The sequence below is a fragment of the Brevibacillus sp. FW301-21C12A genome (assembly GCF_058788915.1).
In genome coordinates, this window is sequence record NZ_JBYTBG010000026.1 from 52,204 (window position 1) to 68,327 (window position 16,124).

11 protein-coding genes, 1 pseudogene and 1 riboswitch are annotated in these 16,124 nt (G+C 54.8%); of the genes and pseudogenes, 10 read left to right on the forward strand and 2 right to left on the reverse strand.

Annotation, left to right across the window (positions count from 1 at the left end):
• Window positions 1–109 precede the first annotated feature (109 nt).
• Window positions 110–3,052 (reverse strand): response regulator, encoded by a 2,943-nt coding sequence (locus AC3WQH_RS16325; RefSeq protein ID WP_429776050.1) that lies wholly within the window; start codon window positions 3,050–3,052, stop codon window positions 110–112.
• A gap of 105 nt (window positions 3,053–3,157) precedes the next feature.
• On the opposite strand from AC3WQH_RS16325, the gene AC3WQH_RS16330 reads away from it, so the two are divergent.
• Complete coding sequence (locus tag AC3WQH_RS16330; RefSeq protein WP_005829624.1) at window positions 3,158–3,484, forward strand: hypothetical protein; 327 nt, start codon at window positions 3,158–3,160, stop codon at window positions 3,482–3,484.
• A 55-nt stretch (window positions 3,485–3,539) separates the two neighbouring features.
• Window positions 3,540–5,141, forward strand: coding sequence for a sigma-54 interaction domain-containing protein (locus AC3WQH_RS16335; protein ID WP_005829622.1), 1,602 nt, complete (start codon window positions 3,540–3,542; stop codon window positions 5,139–5,141).
• 96 nt (window positions 5,142–5,237) lie between these two features.
• Here AC3WQH_RS16335 and AC3WQH_RS16340 read toward each other — a convergent pair whose 3' ends face one another.
• The gene (locus AC3WQH_RS16340) at window positions 5,238–6,608 is read right to left on the reverse strand and encodes an amino acid permease (protein WP_005829620.1); all 1,371 of its coding nucleotides are present in this window, start codon (window positions 6,606–6,608) and stop codon (window positions 5,238–5,240) included.
• 308 nt (window positions 6,609–6,916) lie between these two features.
• Window positions 6,917–7,017, reverse strand: a riboswitch (glycine riboswitch).
• Window positions 7,018–7,475: 458 nt separating this feature from the next.
• Between AC3WQH_RS16340 and AC3WQH_RS16345 the strand changes: the two genes are divergently transcribed.
• From AC3WQH_RS16345 to AC3WQH_RS16380, 8 genes and pseudogenes are all read left to right on the forward strand, one after another.
• Window positions 7,476–8,621: an iron-containing alcohol dehydrogenase gene (locus AC3WQH_RS16345; protein ID WP_005829618.1), complete on the forward strand. Its 1,146-nt coding sequence runs from the start codon at window positions 7,476–7,478 to the stop codon at window positions 8,619–8,621.
• Window positions 8,622–8,635: 14 nt separating this feature from the next.
• Window positions 8,636–10,018: a hypothetical protein gene (locus tag AC3WQH_RS16350; protein ID WP_007778771.1), complete on the forward strand. Its 1,383-nt coding sequence runs from the start codon at window positions 8,636–8,638 to the stop codon at window positions 10,016–10,018.
• A 23-nt stretch (window positions 10,019–10,041) separates the two neighbouring features.
• Window positions 10,042–11,454, forward strand: a pseudogene (locus AC3WQH_RS16355) (NAD-dependent succinate-semialdehyde dehydrogenase).
• A 361-nt stretch (window positions 11,455–11,815) separates the two neighbouring features.
• Window positions 11,816–12,559, forward strand: a complete 744-nt coding sequence (locus AC3WQH_RS16360; protein ID WP_005829612.1) for a metal ABC transporter ATP-binding protein — start codon at window positions 11,816–11,818, stop codon at window positions 12,557–12,559.
• Window positions 12,559–13,419 carry a metal ABC transporter permease gene (locus AC3WQH_RS16365; RefSeq protein WP_005829610.1) on the forward strand — a complete coding sequence of 287 codons (861 nt, stop codon included), beginning with the start codon at window positions 12,559–12,561 and terminating at the stop codon, window positions 13,417–13,419. Before AC3WQH_RS16360 ends, AC3WQH_RS16365 begins: the two co-directional genes overlap by 1 nt.
• Window positions 13,420–13,431: 12 nt before the next feature.
• Window positions 13,432–14,379, forward strand: coding sequence for a metal ABC transporter substrate-binding protein (locus tag AC3WQH_RS16370; protein WP_283858880.1), 948 nt, complete (start codon window positions 13,432–13,434; stop codon window positions 14,377–14,379).
• A gap of 259 nt (window positions 14,380–14,638) precedes the next feature.
• Window positions 14,639–15,202: a hypothetical protein gene (locus tag AC3WQH_RS16375; protein ID WP_238501393.1), complete on the forward strand. Its 564-nt coding sequence runs from the start codon at window positions 14,639–14,641 to the stop codon at window positions 15,200–15,202.
• A gap of 73 nt (window positions 15,203–15,275) precedes the next feature.
• Window positions 15,276–15,995 (forward strand): YebC/PmpR family DNA-binding transcriptional regulator, encoded by a 720-nt coding sequence (locus tag AC3WQH_RS16380; RefSeq protein ID WP_007786164.1) that lies wholly within the window; start codon window positions 15,276–15,278, stop codon window positions 15,993–15,995.
• Window positions 15,996–16,124 lie beyond the last annotated feature (129 nt).

Below are 16,124 nucleotides of genomic sequence, written 5' to 3' on the forward strand. Positions count from 1 at the left end.
AAGATGGGAAAGAGCTAGCAATGGTTCATGATTTCCTAATACTTTTCTCATATTTTAGCAAAAAAATGAGGAGAATGGACCTAATTTCACGAAAAATGCTAAAAATTTGTTAGGAGTTCGCCAGAGTTTCCAGCCACTCGGTTGCGAGAGCTAATACTTCGTCCAGTTGCCACGCAAGCTCGCTCATACATTCTTCATAATCGCTCCGGTTTGCCGATGGGGAGAGCAGACTCTCAACCTTTCTTGCTACGAGCAGCAATCGCTGGGCAGAGAGATTCCCGGCTACGCCGCTCAGCGTGTGCACCATGCGTCGGGCTTCCTCGGTATCGCCTGCGCGAAGCGTCTTTTGCAGCCGTTCGGCAAAATTCGCGTACTCGCGGGTGAACGTCCGGAGAATTTGCGTGTAGATCGGGAGTTTTCCATCCAGCCGCTCCAGCGCGAGCGACACATCCAGACAAGGCACAGGAATGGCCCGCTTCAACGTTTCTTTCATCTCTCCCAGATGAATCGGCTTCGTGATGACGCCATTCATGCCTGAGCGGTAGCAGTTGTCGTGCTCGGCTTTGATGACGCTCGCCGTCATCGCGATGATCGGCAGGCTCGCGTACTGCTTGTGCTGGCGAATGCGCAGCGTCGCTTCGCAGCCGTCCATTTCCGGCATGTGGACGTCCATCAGGATCAGATCCCATTTTTTCGTGTCCAAAAGCTCCAGCACTTCCAGGCCGTTTTTGGCAATCGTGACGGCATAGCCTTCCCGGCGCAAAAATTCGACAGCCACGAGCTGGTTGATCTCGTTGTCTTCCGCCAGCATGATGGTGCCGCGATGTCCGGGAAACATGACGTTTTCGAAAGAAGCGCTCTGCGCGGGAGCCGCGACGTGGGCGGTGTGCAGTTCTTTATGCTCCTGCGCTCCCAGCAGGGCGCGCGTCACGTCCATGCGATTAATCGGCTTGATGAGAACGGCGTCAGGCTGGACAGCTTCCTCCAGCGAGGCCAGCTCGTCGCGTCCGTACTCGGTCGTCATGGCGATGGTCGCCGCATCGCATGCTTCGGCGAGCGTGTGCAGGCGCCAGAGCGACTCGACGCCGTACATGTCTTCCGCCTCCATGTCGACGAAGACAAAGCAAAACGGGTTGGATTCGTCCGCCTCTTCCAGCAGCGCAAACGCCTCTCGCCACGAGGCGGCGCAGGTCGGAGCAAAGCGCAGGCTCACCAGCATGTCCGCCAGGCTGCTCCGCATTTTGTCATGGTCCTCCACGACCAGGACGCGCTGGTTGGCGTAGCCGGGAGGAAGCAGTGAGCCGGGGCTTTCGTTCTCCTGCCAGGGCGCGTGCTCGAACGCGAGGGTAAAGGAGAAGCAGCTTCCTTTGCCAATCGTGCTCGTGACTTCGAGAGTGGCGCCCATCATTTCCACGAGGCTGCGCGAAATGACGAGGCCCAGTCCGGTGCCGCCGTATTTTCTGCTCGTCGTGCCGTCCGCCTGGGTGAACGGCTCGAACAGCTTGTCCATCTGCTCCGCAGACATGCCGATGCCCGTATCCTCCACGGCAAAGTGCAAAAGCAGGCTCTTTTCGTCTTCCTGCACCAGCGTGACGCGCATGGCGACGTAGCCCTGCTCGGTAAATTTGATCGCGTTGTGGCACAGGTTGAGCAAAACCTGCTCCAGCCGATGCTGGTCCCCGATCAGCTTGGGCAGCATTTTCGGCGGCAGCTCGACGATGATCTCGATTTGCTTCGTCCCAAGGTAAATGCTCAGCATGTGCGAGAGCCGGCGGACAAAGTCGTCGAGGTCAAAGCTGGCTTTTTCCAGCTCCAGCTTTCCGGCTTCGATCTTGGAAAAGTCGAGAATCTCGTTGATGAGCCGCAGCAACACCTGCGAGGAAGAGAGAATTTTGTCCAGGTAATCTTTTTGCACCAGCGTCATGACCGTTTTTTGCATCAGTTGCGACAGTCCGATGATCCCGTTTAGCGGAGTGCGGATTTCGTGGCTCATTCGCGCCAGAAAATCGGTTTTGGCTTTGCTCGCTTCTTCCGCCTCTTCCTTCGCGGCCAACAGCTCCGCCTGGATACGCCGCTGCTCCCGAAGCATAATGTGCAGCAAAAGCGAAAGCATGCCGACCAGAATAAAAATCGACAGCCCGGTAATCAGGCTGGACAGCTCCTGTACGGAGTTCAACTGGCCGAGAGCTTCGCTCGAAGGCAAAACCGCTGCGACGGACCAGCCTGTAGAAGCGACGGGCGCATAGCCGATGTAGTAGCTGTTGTTGTCGATGGTGATGCGTTGCAGCCCTTTTTGGCCCGCGATCATGCTGTGGGCGATTTTTCCCATGTCCCCGGGCTGCTCCGTCAGCTTTTGCCGACTGACAAGCGCGGGGTTCGGGTGATACATGATCGTCCCGTCCCTGGAGAGTAGGATGGCATAGCCGGATTCGCCGATGGGATAGCTGCCGAGCATTTCCGGAATGTCGTCGAGCAAAATATCAATGGCGACGAAGCCCAAGAGCTTCCCGTCCTCTTTCAGCTTCATGGTGCCGCTGGTGACCATTTTTTTGGTCAAGTAATCTTCGTACGGCTCAGAAAAAACGACTTCGTCTGTGCGAACGGCGTCCTGGTACCACGGGCGTTGCTGGAGCGACCAGTCTGTCCCCGTAAGCTCGTCTGTGTTGCCGAATGTGAAGTTGCCCGCCTGGCTGGAAATCCAGACGAGTCCCAGGTTGCGGTCCAGCTTTTGGATGCCGTCCAGTGCGGCGGCCACATCCGGGTAATACGGGTTGGAAAACGCATCGTCCCGCGTTTTGACGGTTTGCAAGTAGCGAACGATCGACTGGTTGGTGCTCATCTGCTTGATGAGAAAGCTTTTCTGGGCGAAAAATGCGTTCATTCGCTCCGCCAGCGCCTGGCTTTGCAGAGTCAGCTTGCTCTCGATCTCGACTTTCATGATCCGATTGGTCTGGGAGCGCATGATGTAGCCGGACAGAGAGAAGGCGACGACGATGATTAACAGGATGAGGATGGTCAGTTTTCGGGCATGGCTGACGTGAAAAGTTTTCATGAGCGACCTCGCTATTTGTATGTAATCGCAAAAACTTTCGAGAAAAGACAGGACTCCATTCAGGTTGACGTGTAAAATATTGGATGAAGGCAAAGGAGGGCTTGCATGTACACGTCGTTGACTGTGAAATATTTGAAAATTTCTTCTTATCTCAAGCTGTGTGTAGGGGCCGGCTTTTCTCTCGGCCTGCTGGTCGGGCTTTTCCAACTGGTTGTCCTGCTTTTGATGCGCGCGGTGGACCACACGAGCACTGCGGCCGCGACGAGTATCCCGGACAGTCTGCTCGCGCTGGCAGGCACGATCTTGGCGTACACGTTTGGGGCGTTGAATTTCAGCCTTATTTCTTATTTTCCTTTTATGTTTCTGCTCAAACGTAAAAATGGAATCGCGATCGAAGGGATATTTGATTCGAGGGCGGAGCGTGTAAAATGATAGAGAAAGCTTTTCGTTCATTTATCAGGTCATGACATCCAGGAGAGAGTAGCCCATGTATTCATTGCGTCCTACGATGACGGTTGAGGAAGCAGTCGCGCATTTTTCGCCAGATCAAAATGAAGTGCAGGAAGTGTACAGCGAAGAGGGGGAGTTTCTCGGCTATTTGACGGTGGAAGCGATCGCCCACGCCATTCATCGCGGGGAACTGACGCGCCCGATTGTCGAGTACGTCGTGCCCGAGGTGAACCTGCCGGACCGCCAGAGGCAGGCCAGCTCGCAGGCGCAGCTTCGCGCTTTTTTTGAAAGCCCGGTCTGCCAGATTGTTTTCAATGCGCTGTACGACGGCGTCTATATTACGGACGGGGCAGGCGTCACGCTGTTTGTCAACCAGGCGTACCAGCGCATTACGGGCATTCGCGAGGAAGAGGTCATCGGCCAGCACATGGGCTATCTCATCAAGCAAGGCATGATTTCGGTGTCCGCTTCGCTGGAAACGATTCGCACGCGAAGGCCGGTGACGCTGATCCAGACGATCCGCAACAGCCGCAAGATCATCGTCTCTGCCACCCCTGTGCTGTCTCCCGCAGGCGAAATTTTGTACGTCATCAGCAGCGTCCGGGACATTACCGAGCTGATTCGCCTCAAGCACGAGCTGGACAGCCAGAAGCTTTTGCACAGCGATTTGCCGCACCCGGACCAGACGGGGCTGGAGGACGTCGTGCTCGGACCTGCGACGCGCTCGCTGTTCCGGCTGGCCGACAAGGTCGCCAAGACAGATGCGAAAATTTTGCTGCAAGGCGAGACGGGTGTGGGGAAGAGCATGATCGCCAAATACATCCATGCCCGCAGCAGCCGCGCGAACGAAATTTTCATGGAGCTGAACTGCGCGGCGATCCCGGGCCATCTGGTCGAGGCCGAGTTGTTCGGCTACGAGCCGGGGGCGTTTACAGGCGCGCTCAAGCAGGGGAAAATCGGCATTTTGGAGAGCGCCCATCGCGGCACGCTGTTTTTGGACGAGATCGGCGACTTGCCGCTGGAGCTGCAAGTGAAGCTGTTGAAAGTAGTGGAGGAAAGCAAATTCATGCGCGTCGGCTCCACCGAAGTCCGCCATGTGGACGTGCGGATCATTACGGCTACCCACCGCGACCTGGCTACACTCGTGCGCGAGGGGCTGTTTCGCGAGGATTTGTACTATCGGCTGAACATCGTCACCTTCGAGGTGCCGCCGCTGCGCGAACGCCGGGAAGAGATTGTCCCGCTCTTGGTGTCGTATCTGGAAAAATTCAATGAGAAATACAAGGAAGAAAAGACGATGACACTGGAATGCTACGAGTGGCTCACGAACTATAGCTGGCCGGGAAATATCAGGGAGCTGGCGAATCTGGTCGAGCGGCTGGTGGTCACGACTTTTCACGATACGATTGACGTCGGCGATTTGCCGAACTTTCTCCAGCAAGTGTTCCCGCAGGCAGAACCGACGTCTTTGCGCGAAGCGGTCGCCCGTCTGGAGCGGAGCATGATCGGCAAGGCGATCCAGACGCACAAGACGACCCGGTTGGCGGCAGAAGCGCTCGGCATCAGCCAGAGCGCACTCGTCCAAAAGATGAAAAAGCTGCAACTGCGCGTAGAGAACGAGCCGGAAGCGAGCAAATAAAAAGCATCCTGCGAATGCCTGGTGCAGTCGCAGGATGCTTGTCCTTGCCATGCAAACACATCGGAAGCCGGATGTGTTTTTTTGTTTGGCTGGCGATCAGTTTTCCAATACTTTCACCTGATCGACTTTAGCCTTGCGCAGCTTGTAAATCACGACGAGCATGATGAACCAGACCGGAGTGATGAACAAGGCCACGCGCGTATCCTCGGCAAGCGCGAGCACGACGAGAATGAACGCGAGGAAAGCGAGAATCAGGTAGTTGGCAAACGGAAAGAGCGGCATTTTGAACTTGTTTGTTTTTGCCAGATCCGGTCTTGTCTTGCGGTACTTCAGGTGGCAGATCACGGTAATGCCCCAGATGAACAGGAAGCAGACCGTCGAAACGCTCGTAATCAGAGTGAAGACGCCTTCTGGCATGATGTAGTTCAACACAACCGCAATGAGAACGACGACAGTCGAGAAGAACAAGGCATTGGCAGGCACCTGGCGCGTTGTCAGCTTGGTCATGGACGCAGGCGCATTATTTTCCTTGCCGAGCGAGTAGAGCATACGGCTTGTACTGAAGATGGCGCTGTTGCATGCCGAAGCGGCGGAGGTCAGCACGACGAAGTTGACGATACCTGCGGCAGCCGCGATACCGATAGCCGCAAACACTTGAACGAACGGGCTTTCGGTCGGGATGATGGCGTTCCATGGATAGATGCTCATGATGACGATCAGAGCGCCGACGTAGAAGAGCAGCACGCGAATCGGGATGTTGTTGATCGCTTTTGGAATCACGCGCTCGGGATCTTCTGTCTCCCCGGCAGTCAGCCCGACAAGCTCAATGCCGACAAAGGCGAACACGACCATCTGGAAGGAGAGTAAAAAGCCGTTGATGCCGTTCGGGAACATGCCGCCGTGGCTCCACAGGTTGCTGAAGCTGGACGCGCCGGAGTTTGTCGAGAAGCCTTTGACAATCATGAAGATTCCGACGGCGATCAAAGCGAGAATCGCGATGACTTTGATGAGCGCGAACCAGAACTCCATTTCGCCGAAAAGCTTGACCGTTGCCAGGTTCATGATGAGCAGGATGACGAGCGCAATCAATCCCGGCATCCATTGCGGAACCTCAGGGAACCAGTATTGCGTGTACATTCCGACAGCCGTCAAGTCGGCCATGGCAATCGAAATCCAACAAAACCAGTACGTCCAGCCTGTGACGAACGCGGCCATGTTGCCGAGGTAGTCTTTTACGAAGTCAACGAAGGAATGATAGTTCAGGTTGCTAAGGAGAAGTTCACCGAGCGAGCGCATAATCAGAAAGCAAATAATCCCAGTAATCAAGTAAGCAAACAGGATGGATGGGCCGGCCAGGTGAATGGATTTGCCCGCACCGAGGAACAATCCCGTTCCGATGGCCCCGCCGATCGCGATGAGTTGAACGTGCCTGTTTTTCAGGCCCCTCGCCAAATTTTGCTGTTGCATGTGATCCCCCTCATTTCTCATGCGTTTGATTCGTTTGCGGCTGTTGGTAAAAAACCAACCGCCGACCTTTCAAAAAGTTTATGAAACTTTATAATTCATATCTTAACATAGCGACCCAGCATAAATACATCATTAAGTTACTTCCATCGAAAAAAACGCTTTCATTTTTGAGCGAGGCAGAAAATTTGCGGTTTTGTCGGCAGTTTTCCCTCCTTTTTCGAGGCAAATGGAACGGCTGTTTCATGGTGAACGCACAACACTCCTATTTTTCTGCAACAAAAAAAGGAACGGGAAAAATAGACCGGTTCCTACTTTTCTCTGTCCTTTTACCTGAGAGATTTGTCCTGAGCGGTCAGGATTTGCTCCTTCGGTGCTAAACGGCGAGTTTAGTCTCTCCCGCAATATTCATCCGCGTCAGATATTCGCGTGCGTTCTTATGATAGTAAAATATTCCAAAAAGGTTGTCAAATGAAAATTCCTAATTAACAGATTATTTTAAACATAAAACATTTTTGATTGACGGAAGGCCAGATGACAAGCAGGAAACGACAATCATTCGTCGTTTTTTCCGCTAGCCAGGTGAGCGGATGTGTCGAAAGGGGAAGGGTATGGATTTTGATTTGATAATGAATCAAATGCGCAAGTTTGATTTGAATTATAATCAAACAGCGAATGTAAACGGTTGCTTTTGGCCGAAACAAACTGTGCTGCGGAAAATGTGACAAAAAAGTGAGAAAAGGCTTGCCGCTGTTGGGGGGAAGGTCGTTTTTCCCGCAGGTGGCGGAGCGAAATTGGCACCCGCTTTTTTCCGCTTGGCACGGGAGTTGCTTTTCACGTAGCGGCATACAGAAAGGAGAGAGTGACATCATGAACATTTCTACTTTTGCCGCTGCAAACAAACTGGTCACAGGGCGGGATTCGCTGGCGCTGCTGCCCGAGGAGGTTGCCCGTCTGAAAGTGGCGCGTCCAATGATTGTGACGGACAAAATTCTCATTCAGGCCGGGGTAGTCGCGCAGGTGGAAGCGCTTTTGCCGATGGAGGCGGGCGTCTTCTCGGACGTGAACCCCGAGCCGGAAATCGAGATCGTCGACTTGTGTGTGCAGATGATCCGCGAAGGGGGCTACGACGGCCTGATCGCAGTCGGCGGCGGCAGCGCAATCGACATCGCCAAGGCAGCTTCCGTCATGGCGACGAACGAGGGCAGCATCGAGCAATATTTTGGCACGAATCTGGTGAAAAAGCCGGGCTTGCCGCTGATCGCGATTCCGACTACGGCGGGGACAGGCTCAGAGGTGACGAACATCTCGATTTTGTCGGATACGAAAGAGCAAGTGAAAAAAGGAATTGTAAGCCCTTACCTGCTGCCGGACGTCGCCATCGTCTCGCCGGTGATGACGCTTACGTGCCCGCCGAGCGTGACCGCTGCGAGCGGCGTGGACGCGTTGGTGCATGCGGTGGAAGCCTACATTTCCAAGTTCGCCTCCCCGGTGACGGACGCGCTGGCGATTGGCGCGATGAAACTGATTGCCGTTCACTTGCCGAAAGCGTACGCGTGCCCGGATAACATCGAGTCGCGCGAAGCGATGATTACCGCGTCGCTGATGGCCGGACTTGCTTTCGGCAACGCGGGCGTAGGAGCTGTCCATGCGCTGGCCTACCCGCTCGGCGGACGATTCCACATGGCGCACGGCGTGAGCAATTCGCTCTTGCTGCCTTACGTCATGCGGGCGAACAAGATCGCCTGCCTGGAAAAGCTCGGGGAAATCGCGCAGGCGCTCGGGGAAAACGTCGCCGGACTGAACCTGGACGAAGCGGCGGAAAAAGCGATTGAAGCGATGACGCGCCTGTGCCGTTACGTGGAAATTCCGCAGTCGCTGCGCGAGTTCAACATTCCGGAATCCGCGATCGCCGAGATGGCCGAAGAGGCGATGAAGCAAACCCGCCTTTTGAAAAACAATCCCCGCGCTTTGCGGAAAAAAGATATCGAAGACATCTATCGAGCAGCTTACTAAAAGGGGGACATCGTATGAAGTGGAAACAACGCAGAGCGGGTGAAGAAACCCCGTACATTCCGGCCGGACCGTTCAAGATCCGGCTGCCGTTTGTACACTATCGCTTTGAATGGCCCGATTATTTGCAAGGACTGTTGATGTGCGCCGTCGACCTCGGCGCGATCACGCTGCTCGCCGACCATCTGGGCATGCCGTTTGAGGTAGGACTGGCCGTTGTCATTTTGAATGGCTTTTTGTATTTGCTGCACCACCTCTTGGGCGATCCGGTCATTCCCGGCTGGATTACGCCGGCGATTCCGCTGATTGTGCTGTTTGTCGAGCAGTTTCCGGAAGGGCAGGAGCGGGTGTACGCGCTGATCGCCTTTCAGTTGACGCTTGGGCTGTTATCCATTTTGCTCGGGGTCACCGGACTAGCGAAGCGGGTAGTCAACTTCGTGCCGAATGCGATCAAGTCGGGGATTATTCTCGGCGCGGGGATTGGCGCGATTACCTCGATTTTTGAAAAGGGCGGGAAGTTCGACCTGTTCCCGTACACGATTGCCATTTGTATCGGCTTTTGCTTTTATCTCGTTTTTTCCAAACATTTTGAAGGGTTGAAACAAAAAGGGAAAGGGTGGGCATTGCTCGGCAACCTCGGGATTTTGCCTGCGATCTTGCTCGCGGTGTTCGTCGCCCCGTTGTTCGGGGAAGCGAAGTGGCCGGACATTCAATGGGGCTTCAGCCAGCCGGACTTCGCCACGCTCTGGTCGCAGTACACCGTCTTCGGGCTGGGCTTGCCGTCGCTCTCCTTTTTCATTACAGCGATTCCGGCTGTGTTCGCAACGTATCTCGTCGTCTTTGGCGACGTGTTGAAGACGAAAGCGCTTTTGTCCGAGTCCGACCAAGTGCGGCTCGATGAAAAAGTCGACTACAACCCGGACCGGGCGCACATGATTTTTGGCGGACGCAACATGCTGATGAGCCTGATCGGGCCGGACATTACGATGTGCGGGCCGATGTGGGCCGCGATGCAGGTCGTAGTGGTGGAGCGGTTCAAAAAAGGCAAAAAAGCGATGGACTCGTTTTTCGGCGGTGCGGGATCGTTTCGCTGGGGTACGAATACAGGTTTATTGCTTTTGCCGATCGTCAGTCTGGTCCAGCCGATTCTCGGCGTCGCCGTCGCCCTGACGCTGCTCGTCCAAGGCTACGTCAGCGTGCGGATTGGCGTGATGCAGGCGCGCAGCCAGCGCGACCTGGGCATCGCGGGTGTCGTAGGGGCGATTCTCGTCATCAAAGGAGCGGCGATGGCTTTTGGCGCTGGAATTTTGCTGTGCGTCTTATTATATGGAAAAGATTGGTTGCGCGGTGAAAAAGAGAAATTGTTCACGGCAAATGAAAAGGAGGAAAAGGCAGCGTGAGACAACAAGAATGGAACAAAGGCATGTACGTGAACGGAGAGTGGGTGACGCTTGCGGCACGCGTCGAGGTGCAAAATCCCGCGACATTGGAAATCATCGGCAGCGTGCCGGACGCTTCCGCGAAAGAAGCGCGGCAGGCGGTCGACGCTGCGTAAGCCGCTTTTCCCAGTTGGTCGAAAACGACCGCCTATGAGCGCGCGGCCTTGCTGGAGCGCTGGCACCAGACGATCGCAGCCCGCCTGGACGAGATCGCGTACGTCATGACGCTGGAACAGGGCAAGCCGCTCGCAGAAGCACGAGGCGAGGTGCAGTACGCGAACAGCTACATCAAATGGTACGCCGAGGAAGCAAAGCGGATTTACGGCGAGACGATTCCTGCCTCCGCCGCCTCCAAGCGGATTCTCGTGCAGAAGCAGCCAGTCGGTGTCGTGGCGGCCGTCACGCCGTGGAATTTCCCTGCGGCGATGATTGCGCGAAAAATCGCGCCAGCGCTCGCGGCAGGCTGCACGACGGTGACGAAGCCAGCCGAACAGACGCCGTTGACCGCGCTGCTTTTGGCGGAGTGCGCCCACGAGGCGGGGATTCCGCCAGGCGTCATCAACATCGTGACGACTTCGCAGGCAGCGGAAGTCGTCGATGTCTGGATGGACGATGCGCGCGTGAAAAAACTGACGTTCACCGGGTCGACTCCGGTGGGCAAGCTGCTGATGCGCAAAGCGGCCGATACCGTGAAAAAGATTTCCCTGGAGCTTGGCGGCCTGGCGCCGTTTATCGTGGCAGAGGACGCGAATCTCGACGCGGCGGTCAAAGGGCTGGTCCAGTCCAAATTCCGCAACGCCGGGCAAACGTGCATTTGCGCAAACCGCATCTATGTGCATGAAGCTGTGAAAGAGCCGTTCCTGCAAAAGCTGACAGAGGCGGTGTCCGCGCTGCGCGTAGGCCAGGGAACAGAAGACGACGTCGAGATCGGGCCGTTGATTGACGAGCGAGCCGTACAAAAAGTCCAGCAGCAAATTGACGACGCCGTGGGCAAAGGGGCGACGCTCCACGGCAGCCCGGTTCTCGCGGGAGCCACTGGCTACTTCATGAAGCCGGTCGTGCTCTCGGATGTAACCGATGAGATGGTGTGCATGCAGGAGGAAACGTTCGGGCCGATCGCGCCTGTCAGCACGTTTTCCGACGATGAGGAAGTCATCCGGCGGGCGAATGCGACGCCGTACGGGTTGGCGGCATACGTCTTCACGCAGTCGCTGGCGCGGGCGTTCACGTTTTCGGAAAGCCTGGAATACGGTATTGTCGGGGTGAACGATGGGGCGCCATCTGTCGCGCAAGCGCCGTTTGGCGGCATGAAGGAAAGCGGGCTTGGCCGGGAAGGCAGCCACCACGGCATCGAGGAGTATTTGGAAGTGAAGTATATTTCGCTGCAACTGGTGTAACAAAAGCGGAACGAAGTGAATAAAAAGAAGCACAGCTCGATTGATGCGGGCTGTGTTTTTTCTATATTCTGGCGCGGTTCTGTGGCGGCTCTGGGCAGGAAAACGGCGGCGCGAAACCCGTTTTCCTGGGCGGAAAATGAAAATGAGGATTGACAGCAGGATAAATATCCTTTAAATTTTGCGTTAGGGAAACATTTTTATACACAAGCATATTATTTTGCTAGGGTGAATATTATTGGTTAACAACCACAATTTTGTGTATAAGCATATATGAGCCAGTCATAAAGAATTGTCCAGCGGAAGCAACGGTCAACAACAACCGAGAACGTACACGAACGATTGGTTAATTGGAGGGAATCTCATGAATAGTGCGGTGTCAGTCAGAGAGCTTCACGTCTCCTACTTTGGAGTCGAGGTGGTGCGGGACGTAACCTTTGCTGTCGAGCAAGGAAGCATGGTGGGCATTATCGGGCCGAATGGCGCGGGGAAATCGACCATGATTAAGGCCATGCTCGGGTTGATCGGCAAAGACAAGGGAGACGTCCGGTTTTACGGCAAGGAAGTGAATGAGGTCCGGAAGCAGGTCGCCTACGTCCCGCAGCGGAGCCAGATCGACTGGACGTTTCCGATCACGGTGATGGATACCGTCCTCATCGGAACGTACCCGAGCGTCGGCTTGTTCAAATTTCCGAAGAAGAAGGAAAAGGCGTGGGCGATGGAATGCCTGCGAAAAGTCGGCCTGGAGGACTTCGCGAAGCGGCAGATTGGCGAGTTGTCCGGCGGGCAGCAGCAGCGCGTTTTTTTGGCTCGGGCACTGGCGCAAAAGCCGGAGTTGCTCCTTCTGGACGAGCCGTTTGTCGGGATCGACGTCGCCAGCGAGGAGACGATCATCCGGATTTTGAAGGAGTTGCAGCTTCAAGACAAAACAATCGTGGTCGTCCACCACGACTTGAGCAAGGCGAATGCTTACTTCGATCAACTGCTGCTTTTGAACAAAGAGCTTATCAAGTTCGGAACAGTCGATGAAGTCCTGAATCGAGAGGTCATGGCGAAAGCATACGCGCATCAACTTCAATTTCTCGAGAAGGTAGAGGTAACGGCGTGATGGATTTTTTACAAGCAATTGGACAGTATGAATTTTTGCAAAAAGCTTTGTTTACTTCTGTAGTAGTGGGCATCATCTGCGGCGTGATCGGCAGCTTCATTATTTTGCGCGGCATGTCGCTGATGGGGGACGCGATCTCCCACGCGGTTTTACCGGGGGTTGCTCTCTCTTATGCTTTCGGGATCAATTTTTTCCTGGGAGCAGTCGCCACTGGCGTCCTGACGGCGGTCGGAATCGGCTACGTCAGCCAGAACAGCCGGATCAAGAACGACACGGCCATCGGCATTTTGTTCACCTCGGCTTTTGCCCTGGGGATCATCATGATTACGATGCTGAAAAGCAGTACGGACCTGTACCACATCCTGTTCGGGAACGTGCTCGCCGTCCGGCCGTCCGACATGTGGGTGACCGTCGGCATCGGTCTGATCGTCATCGTGACCGTCTACGCGTTCTTCAAGGAGCTGCTGCTGACGTCGTTTGACCCGACGATTGCGGCCGCCTACGGTCTGCGCAACAATCTCATCCACTACTTGCTGATGACCTTGCTGACGATGGTGACGGTAGCGTCTCTGCAAACGGTAGGCATCGTGCTCGTAGTCGCCATGCTGATTACTCCGGCCGCTACCGCGTACTTGTTGACGGATCGCCTGTCGGTGATGATTTTCCTGGCTGCCGGCTTCGGTGTCATCTCCGCTATCGTCGGTTTGTACTTCAGCTTTACCTACAATCTGGCTTCGGGCGCGACGATTGTGATGGTGGCAACCGCGCTGTTCCTGCTAGCCTTTCTGTTCTCCCGCAAGCACGGGGTTGTCTGGAAATCAATTCGAGCCCGGCAAAAAAGAGTCGAGCTTTCAAAGTAAAGGAGAATTCGCATGAAAAAATGGAACCTGTTTCTCGTCTTTCTCATCTCAACCGTCCTGCTCGCTGCGTGCGGCGCTCCGCAAAACAACTCGGCCGAGCCCGGAAAATCCGGCGACGACAAACTGCAAGTCGTGACGACGTACTCGATTTTGTACGACATCGTGAAAAACGTAGGGGGAGATCGCGTCGAGATCTACAGCCTGGCTCCCGTCGGCTCCAACCCGCACGAATACGATCCGCTGCCAGCGGACGTGCAAAAAACAACGGATGCCGATGCCGTGTTCTACAACGGCCTGAACCTGGAAGCAGGAAACTCGTGGTTTGAAAAGCTGATGCAAACGGCAGGCAAGTCCGGCCCGGATGCACCCGTGTTCCGCCTGAGCGAAGGGGTAGCCGCCAAGCATTTGACCACCAAAGGCAAAGAAAGCGAAGAAGACCCGCACGCATGGCTGGACGTTCGCAACGGCATCAAGTACGCGGAAAACGCACGCGACGCCCTCATCAAAATCGACCCGGCGCACAAGGAAACGTACGAGAAAAACGCAACGGCGTACATCGAGAAGCTGCGCGCCCTGCATGACGAAGCCGTCAAGCAATACGGCCAAATCCCGCGCGAGCAGCGCGTCCTCGTCACGAGCGAAGGAGCGTTTAAATATTTCTGCGAGGCGTACGATTTCGACGCCGCCTACATTTGGGAAATCAACTCGGAAAACCAGGGAACGCCTGAGCAGGTCAGCCAGGTAGTCGACCTGATCCGCGAGAAAAAAATCCCGGCGCTGTTCGTCGAAACGAGCATCGACCCGCGCAGCATGGAAATGGTCTCGCGCGAAACCGGCGTGCCAATCGTCGGCAAAGTGTTCACCGACTCGCTCGGCAAGCCAGGCGAGGACGGCGATACGTACATCAAGATGATGGAGTGGAACATCAAGACGATTTACGAAGGGTTGATGAAAAAATAACGAACAGACAGGCAAACAGGCACAGCCGTTATGAGGCCCGAACGCTAGACAATCAAAAAAAATCCATGCTATCATGAAGGCATGAAAGTCGGACCGAAGCGCATTTTTGTTTCGGTCCGTTTTTCATGTGCGAAAAGGCGACTCTCGGCAGAAAAACAAAAAAGCGGCCCACACCGGAGCTGCTTCTTTTTGTGAGCATGTGATTGGGCAGAAGGCAAAGAGACGATGTCCGACGTAATGGCTGTGGAAGGTGACGTGAATGAATATAGACGAACATATACTGCTGTGGAACCAGGCATCAATTGACATCGTACATATTCAGCATCAGGTACTCAAACCGGGCAAGCCGCCGTTGCCCATCCAGGCTGCCGTTCAGCAGCTTCCTGTACACCATCTGCGGCGTCCTTGTTTCACCTCGTCAGACAGATGCACGCAAAATGGCTACAGCCCGACGAGGAAAGAGGAGAAATCCGCGAAGCTCTTTGGGATCCCAACCGAGGCGCAGGGAAAAAGCGAAACACGTTTTTCGCGTCCAACTCTGAAAAGCTTCTTGAATCGACCACTTTTGGACGCGGTTTCGCTTTTTCTCCGGAGCCGGGCAGTGAATCTCCCAGCAGGGATCCCAAGAAGCTCCCGCGATTTCTCTTTCCTCGCCTCCGCGAAAGCCGCGATGAAGCTAAAAACAAGAGTATCGAACAACGCCAAACGTAACTGGCAAACGAAGACCGCACCAATAAAGCCAGGGAAAGAAAAGCCACCCGAAACGACGTTTACGTTTTTTCGCAAGGATTATCTCGTAAAAAAACACAAGATTGAGGTATAATAGTTGAGTGTGAAATTGGACTACGGAGTCTTGCAAGCAATCAATCTGTGACGTTGAAAGAGAGTGGGAATTTATGGGTCGTAAGTGGAACAATATCAAAGAGAAAAAAGCTTCGAAGGATGCCAGCACCAGTCGTATATATGCCAAGTTCGGCAAAGAAATTTATGTAGCGGCCAAGCAAGGCGAGCCGGACCCAGAGTCGAACCGCGCTCTGAAGGTCGTCCTGGAGCGTGCCAAAACATACAGCGTACCGAAAGCCATTATCGACCGCGCGATTGAAAAAGCGAAGGGCGGAGCCGAAGAAAACTACAGCGAACTGCGCTACGAAGGCTTCGGGCCAAACGGCTCCATGGTCATCGTGGACGCCCTGACCAACAACGTAAACCGCACCGCGTCTGAAGTGCGCGCCGCCTTCAACAAAAACGGCGGAAACATGGGTGTGACAGGCTCGGTTGCCTACATGTTCGACCCGACGGCCGTATTTGGCCTCGAAGGCAAAACAGCCGAGGAAGTGCTCGAAATTTTGATGGAAGCAGAAGTAGACGTCCGCGACATTTTGGAAGAAGACGGAGCCGTCATCGTCTACGCTGAGCCGGAGCAGTACCATGCCGTGCAGGAAGCGTTCAAAAAAGCAGGCATCACCGAGTTCACTGTCGCCGAGCTGACCATGCTCGCGCAAAACGAAGTGACGCTTTCCGAAGAGGCGCAAGCCCAGTTTGAAAAAATGATCGACGCCCTCGAAGATTTGGACGATGTGCAGCAAGTGTACCACAACGTCGATCTCGGCGAATAATCAACGAGAGAAAGACCTTTGCCGCATTGGTGGCGAAGGTCTTATTGTATAAGACGGATTGTCAAGCCAAGTGCGACACTGCCTCCATGAATGATTCGTAGGCGGTCTTCCAACCCAAACACTTTCTTG

What these genes read in the sequence shown, in the direction of transcription:
- AC3WQH_RS16340 (WP_005829620.1), bottom strand. Translation starts at nt 6,608, where the DNA reads ATGCAACAGCAAAATTTGGCGAGGGGCCTGAAAAACAGGCACGTTCAA.
- AC3WQH_RS16375 (WP_238501393.1), top strand. Translation starts at nt 14,639, where the DNA reads ATGAATATAGACGAACATATACTGCTGTGGAACCAGGCATCAATTGAC.
- AC3WQH_RS16335 (WP_005829622.1), top strand. Translation starts at nt 3,540, where the DNA reads ATGTATTCATTGCGTCCTACGATGACGGTTGAGGAAGCAGTCGCGCAT.
- AC3WQH_RS16360 (WP_005829612.1), top strand. Translation starts at nt 11,816, where the DNA reads ATGAATAGTGCGGTGTCAGTCAGAGAGCTTCACGTCTCCTACTTTGGA.
- AC3WQH_RS16330 (WP_005829624.1), top strand. Translation starts at nt 3,158, where the DNA reads ATGTACACGTCGTTGACTGTGAAATATTTGAAAATTTCTTCTTATCTC.
- AC3WQH_RS16350 (WP_007778771.1), top strand. Translation starts at nt 8,636, where the DNA reads ATGAAGTGGAAACAACGCAGAGCGGGTGAAGAAACCCCGTACATTCCG.
- AC3WQH_RS16380 (WP_007786164.1), top strand. Translation starts at nt 15,276, where the DNA reads ATGGGTCGTAAGTGGAACAATATCAAAGAGAAAAAAGCTTCGAAGGAT.
- AC3WQH_RS16370 (WP_283858880.1), top strand. Translation starts at nt 13,432, where the DNA reads ATGAAAAAATGGAACCTGTTTCTCGTCTTTCTCATCTCAACCGTCCTG.
- AC3WQH_RS16325 (WP_429776050.1), bottom strand. Translation starts at nt 3,052, where the DNA reads ATGAAAACTTTTCACGTCAGCCATGCCCGAAAACTGACCATCCTCATC.
- AC3WQH_RS16345 (WP_005829618.1), top strand. Translation starts at nt 7,476, where the DNA reads ATGAACATTTCTACTTTTGCCGCTGCAAACAAACTGGTCACAGGGCGG.
- AC3WQH_RS16365 (WP_005829610.1), top strand. Translation starts at nt 12,559, where the DNA reads ATGGATTTTTTACAAGCAATTGGACAGTATGAATTTTTGCAAAAAGCT.